This window comes from Mycolicibacterium pyrenivorans (assembly GCF_025821625.1).
In the GTDB taxonomy this organism is placed as follows: domain Bacteria; phylum Actinomycetota; class Actinomycetes; order Mycobacteriales; family Mycobacteriaceae; genus Mycobacterium; species Mycobacterium pyrenivorans.
In genome coordinates, this window is record NZ_JACKSH010000186.1 from 1 (window position 1) to 5,161 (window position 5,161).

The 5,161-nt window shown below is 68.0% G+C and carries 4 protein-coding genes and 2 pseudogenes; 4 read left to right on the top strand and 2 right to left on the bottom strand.

Features of this window, described 5'->3' with window-relative positions:
• Positions 1–51: 51 nt before the first annotated feature.
• Positions 52–552 carry a DsbA family protein gene (locus H7I57_RS21430; protein ID WP_372510313.1) on the bottom strand — a complete coding sequence of 167 codons (501 nt, stop codon included), beginning with the start codon at positions 550–552 and terminating at the stop codon, positions 52–54.
• Positions 553–576: 24 nt separating this feature from the next.
• Here H7I57_RS21430 and H7I57_RS21435 point away from each other — a divergent pair, with 24 nt between their 5' ends.
• From H7I57_RS21435 to H7I57_RS21450, 4 genes and pseudogenes are all read left to right on the top strand, one after another.
• The gene (locus H7I57_RS21435; RefSeq protein ID WP_264025893.1) at positions 577–960 is read left to right on the top strand and encodes an ArsR/SmtB family transcription factor; all 384 of its coding nucleotides are present in this window, start codon (positions 577–579) and stop codon (positions 958–960) included.
• Positions 953–3,082 (top strand): annotated as a pseudogene (locus H7I57_RS21440) (heavy metal translocating P-type ATPase); the annotation flags it as partial. The gene H7I57_RS21435 and the pseudogene H7I57_RS21440, both read left to right, overlap by 8 nt.
• 36 nt (positions 3,083–3,118) lie before the next feature.
• Positions 3,119–3,463, top strand: a complete 345-nt coding sequence (locus tag H7I57_RS21445) for a DUF3703 domain-containing protein (protein ID WP_264025895.1) — start codon at positions 3,119–3,121, stop codon at positions 3,461–3,463.
• Between the two features lie 194 nt (positions 3,464–3,657).
• Positions 3,658–3,846 (top strand): annotated as a pseudogene (locus tag H7I57_RS21450) (pirin family protein); the annotation flags it as partial.
• Here H7I57_RS21450 and H7I57_RS21455 read toward each other — a convergent pair.
• On the bottom strand, positions 3,844–5,161 hold a 1,318-nt coding region (locus tag H7I57_RS21455; RefSeq protein WP_264025894.1), incomplete at its 5' end, for an FUSC family protein. The pseudogene H7I57_RS21450 and the gene H7I57_RS21455 sit on opposite strands and share 3 nt — an antisense overlap.

Consider the following 5,161-nt stretch of genomic DNA (forward strand, 5'->3'; position numbering starts at 1 on the left):
ATGTGATCCTCGAGAAATCTCATTCTTTCACCACGACAGGGCATTTCGCTGTTACAACCCGCCTCCCATCCCTACCTCATCGGTGAATCCAGGCTTAGGGACTCGCTGCTCACCCCAATCAGCCTGTGTCTCATACATTTTCTTGTACATCGCTTCCAGTTGTCCCTGTTGCGCGGCGGCCTCGACGGCACGGGCGGCACGTTCGGCGTTGAAATGAGACTGCAGCGGAAAGTAGCGCAGGACGAAGTTCACCCGGTCGCCGTACTCGCCCCGAAGTTGCTCGATGGCCGGAAACAGTGCCCGGCACCCCTCACACTCGAAGTCGAGGAACTCGACGAAATAGACGTCACTGTCGAGCACGGTGTTGAGGCGGTGACTGTTGTCCCGCACCGTCTGTCCCGCCGGCGAATCATCCAGTGCCGCCGCGGCTGGTGGGTCCGAGTCGCGCACCGACAGGAACACCGCGGTCGCGACCGTGGCGACCACGATGACGAAGACAGTGACGAGCACGCGGGTGTTGGTCAGGATCGCCCCGACCCCTTTCATGTTCATATCAACGTACTTTAGTATATGAGTATGAGTGAGCCCATCGACACCTGTGATCTGCTGTGTTTGGACCTTCCCCATGCCGAAGCCATCCGCGCCACGGTGCCCGACACCGACGCCGTGCGGGCCGCCGCCGCAGCTGCGCGGGGGCTCGGGGACGCGACCCGGCTCTCCATCGCCGCGGCGCTGGCCGCCGGTGACGAGCTGTGCGTGTGCGATATGGCGTGGGTGGTCGGGATGTCACAGGGGTTGGTGTCCCATCATCTGCGCCAACTCAAGAATGCCGCCCTGGTGTCCTCGCGCCGGCAGGGCAAGTTGGTGATGTATCAGCTCACCGACCGCGGTCGGCAGCTGACGACCGCGGTCCTGGGCGGGGCGACAGCCACCGCAGGAAGAGACACCGATCGTGTCTGACGCGTGCTGCGGTCCCCAGGCAGGCGGCGAACCCGATAGCGGACCCGAAAAGCTTTGGCAGGTCAAGCAACTGCAACTTGCCGCGGTGGCGGCGGTCCTGTTGTGTGCGGGGTGGATCATCGGGCGGATCGGACACGACGACGCCGCGATCGCCATCGAACTGCTCGCGGTCGCGGCCGCAGCAGCGACCTTCGTCCCCGAAGCGGTCAGCAACCTTCGCCATGGCCGTATCGGTGTGGGCACCTTGATGACGATCGCCGCGATCGGCGCCGTCGCACTGGGACAGTTCGCCGAGGCGGCGCTGCTGGGCATCCTGTTCTCAATCGCCGAGGGTCTGGAGCATTACGCCGTGAGCCGGACGCGTCGCGGTCTGCGCTCGCTTCTGGCCCTGGTGCCCCCGAAAGCAGCGGTGATCCGCGACAGCCACGAATTCAGCGTGGCCCCGGATGATCTCGTCATAGGCGACTTGATGGTGATCCGACCCGGCGAGCGGGCCGCCACCGACGGCACCATTCGATCCGGTCAGACCAGCCTCGACCTGTCGGCCATCACCGGCGAATCAGTTCCCGTGGAAGCCGGACCGGGCAGCGCGGTGCACGCGGGCGCGATCAACGGTGGCGGCGCCATCGAGGTCGAGGTGACCGCGGTGGCCGCCGACAGCTCACTGGCCCGCATCGTCCACATCGTCGAAGAGGCCCAGGAACGCAAAGGCGCAGGGCAACGCCTCGCTGACCGCATCGCCCGCCCGCTGGTCCCGGCGATCATGATCCTGTCCGCGCTGATCGCCGCCCTCGGGGCGCTCTTCGGTGACCCGATGCTGTGGCTGGAACGAGCACTCGTGGTGCTCGTCGCCGCCTCCCCGTGCGCGCTGGCTATCGCGGTACCGCTGACCGTCGTCGCCGCCATCGGCGCCGCCAGCCGCCAGGGTGCCCTGATCAAAGGTGGCGCCGCGGTCGAAGAACTGGGCCGCATCAAAGTCATCGCCCTCGACAAAACCGGCACCCTGACCCGCAACCAACCCCAAGTCGTGGAGGTCGTCACCGTCGACGGCATCACCACCGCCGAGTCGCTGAGCATGGCCGCAGCACTGGAAGCCCGCAGCGAACACCCCCTCGCACAAGCGATCCTGGCCGCCGACCCCAACGCCGCCGTCGCCACGGACGTCACCGCCGTTCCCGGTCACGGACTCCACGGCCACCTCGACAACCACCAGCTGCGCCTGGGCAAACCCACCTGGGTCACCCCAGGCCCACTCGCCGCGGACGTCGAAAGACTTCAGGCCGCCGGAGCCACCGTCGTGGTCCTGGCCCGCGACGGCAACACGATGGCCGCCATCGCCGTGCGTGATGAGCTTCGCCCCGAGGCCACCGAAGCCGTCGAGCAGCTCCAGCGTCTCGGCATCACCGTGGCCATGCTCACCGGTGACAACACCCGCACCGCGCACGCGCTGGCCGCCCAAGCCGGCATCACCGCCGTGCACTCCGAACTGCTACCCGAAGACAAAGCCGCCCTACTCCCGGCCATCGCCGACGGGCGGCCCATCGCCATGGTCGGCGATGGCGTCAACGACGCACCCGCGTTGGCCACCGCCGACATCGGTATCGCCATGGGCGCGATGGGCACCGACGTCGCCATCGAAACCGCCGACGTCGCCCTCATGGGCGAAGACCTGCGACACCTACCTCAAGTACTCGCCCACTCCCGGCGCGCCAGACGAATCATGGTGCAAAACATCGGGTTCTCACTGGCCATCATCGCCATCCTCATCCCGCTGGCCGCCTTCGGCGTGCTCGGCCTGGCCACCGTGGTGCTCATCCACGAATCCGCCGAAGTGCTCGTCATCCTCAACGCCATCCGCGCCGCCCGCACCCACACCCTGCCCGGCGTCACCACACCACCCCGCCGCCCCGCAGCCCCCACCGTCGACATCGGCCCACCCCCACATATCGCCGACCCGTGCTGCGGACCCACCAACCCCTCCTCCGCCGCGGCCGACACTCTCAACGGTGTTCCGTCGACCTCCGGCACTGCGCCGGCTGAACAGGGGTGCGCATGCTGTCAACCCACCGACGCGCCATTCCGCGACGTCACCGAGTCACCGACCGGCGACCCAACCTGCTCTGAAAACCCACTTCCGCCGCTGAACAGGAGCCCTCCAATGCCACGAATCAGCCCTGAAGCTCGCCAGCTGTACCGCCGCGAGATGACCGCCGCCGCCACAGCCGCCGACCCCCAGGCTCGATGGCGTCACCTCGAACGAGCCCACATCGTGTCCCAACCCGAGCCATGGCTGCACACCTGCAATCACGCGGCGATGCTCAAACTCGCACTGCATCAACACGACCGCCACGAAGCACTCGGCCAAGTACTCCGCCTCATCGTCGCCGCGCCAGGCTCGCTAACCGGCCGCTTCCCCATCGGAAACACCGGTAGAGCCGCCGCGGGCCTGATGACACCCATGGCCATCCCCGACGACCTCGCCGCCGCCCTCGCCAGTCGATGAACACTGCGCGTCCGTGGTTCTTCAACTCGGTCGGACATCTTCCCCGCGTGAGTACGCGCGAAGCGATTCCACAATCGACCGCTGACAACGGGGCCGCGGCTGAGCACGAATCCAATCTCGGCTGATGCTCTGCTGTAGGCGTCCCTCACTTGCCTCACGGTCATGGCACCGCGTGTACGCACCATCGTCGCACGTTCCACGGGATCCAGCTGTGGGTGAACCTGCCGAAGAAGGACAAGTTCGCCGCGCCCAGGTACCAGGCCATCGAAGGCAACCACGTGAAGCTGCTGTCCTCCGACGACGGTGGTGCGCTGGTGCGCGTCATCGCCGTTGAGATCGACGGCCAGGGCGGTCCGGGTGCGACGTACACGCCGAACGCGCTAATGCCGCACCGCCCCCTGCGCTGGGTCCTGCTGCAGCGGGTAGATCAACTCCAGTTCGCCCAGCAGCGCGGCGACGGTGAGCAACGGCAAGGCGGCCGACACCGCGAGGTCGTCGTCGCGTGCTTCCGCGCGCAATGCGAACGCGAAGTCGTCGGCGATCGGCACCCACGGTCGCTCCGGGTCGAACCGCCCCGCCAGCCGCTCGCAGATCGCGTCGGCGTGGAACTCGATCACCTCGCGCACCTTCGGGTAGGCCGTCAGTGGCGGCGGGGTGGGGATGTCGGCGATCAGATCGGCGGCCGAGCGTAGCCGGATCGCCCGGTGGAACGACCGAACGATCGGTGCGCGGAAGTCGGTCTCGCCGCTGCTCTCCGAAAGATATTGGCGCACAGCATCGTCGATCACCCGGGACGCGGCCAGCGCGTTGTGGCTCAGGGTTGCCACCTCGTCGGTGCGTTCTTCGAACGCGCCGCGGGTGATCCGCAGCACCGCCGCCCGCAGGTACCGCGCGAAGATGGCGCGCGCCGAGTCGATCGCCCGGGTCACCGACGCGGTGGCGCCGCGGGGCCACAGCAGCACCGACACGAGCACGCCCACCAGAGCACCGACGACGACGTCCTCCACCCGGATCAGGCCCACCTGCCAGCCGGTCGGGACGACGAGGTTGAAGAAGATCAGGACCATCATCGTGAACGCTGCCTGCGCGGCGGTGAACGAGGCGATCTCGGGGACGTAGGCCGAGCCGAAGACGACCAAGGGCATCAGGATCCACAGCACCGCGGGGTCCACACCCACCACGGTGATGACCGCAGCACCGAGCAGGAAGCCGATGCCGGTGCCGAACACCGCGCGCCACACGCGGGTACCCGTGGTCAGGGCGCTGCTGCGCAGCACCGACAGCGCGCCGAGGACGACCCAGAAGCCGTGTTCGACAGGGAACAGATGGGTGACCGCCACGGCGAGGGCCAGTCCGAGGCCGGTACGCAGGCTGTTGCGGACGGCCACGGCGCGGTTGGAGACGAACCCGGACGTGATCTGCGCCGCCGCAACGGTTTCGGGCAGAAGTCGATCCGACGCCCCGGTCTCGGGCAGCCGCAGGCCGAAGGCGCGCGCCCACACCGGACGCGCGTCGGCGGCCGCCGCAGCGGCGATGATGCGACCCGTCGCGCCGATGGTGGCCGCGATGGTGCGCCGCCGCAGCAAGTCTCGGCCCAGCTCGACCGCTTCCTCGTCGTCGGTGGCGCCGAGGATGGCCGAGAGGTCCTCGCGGTAGCGGCCGCGCGCCGCCGTGCGCAACTCGACCAGGGCCGCGTCG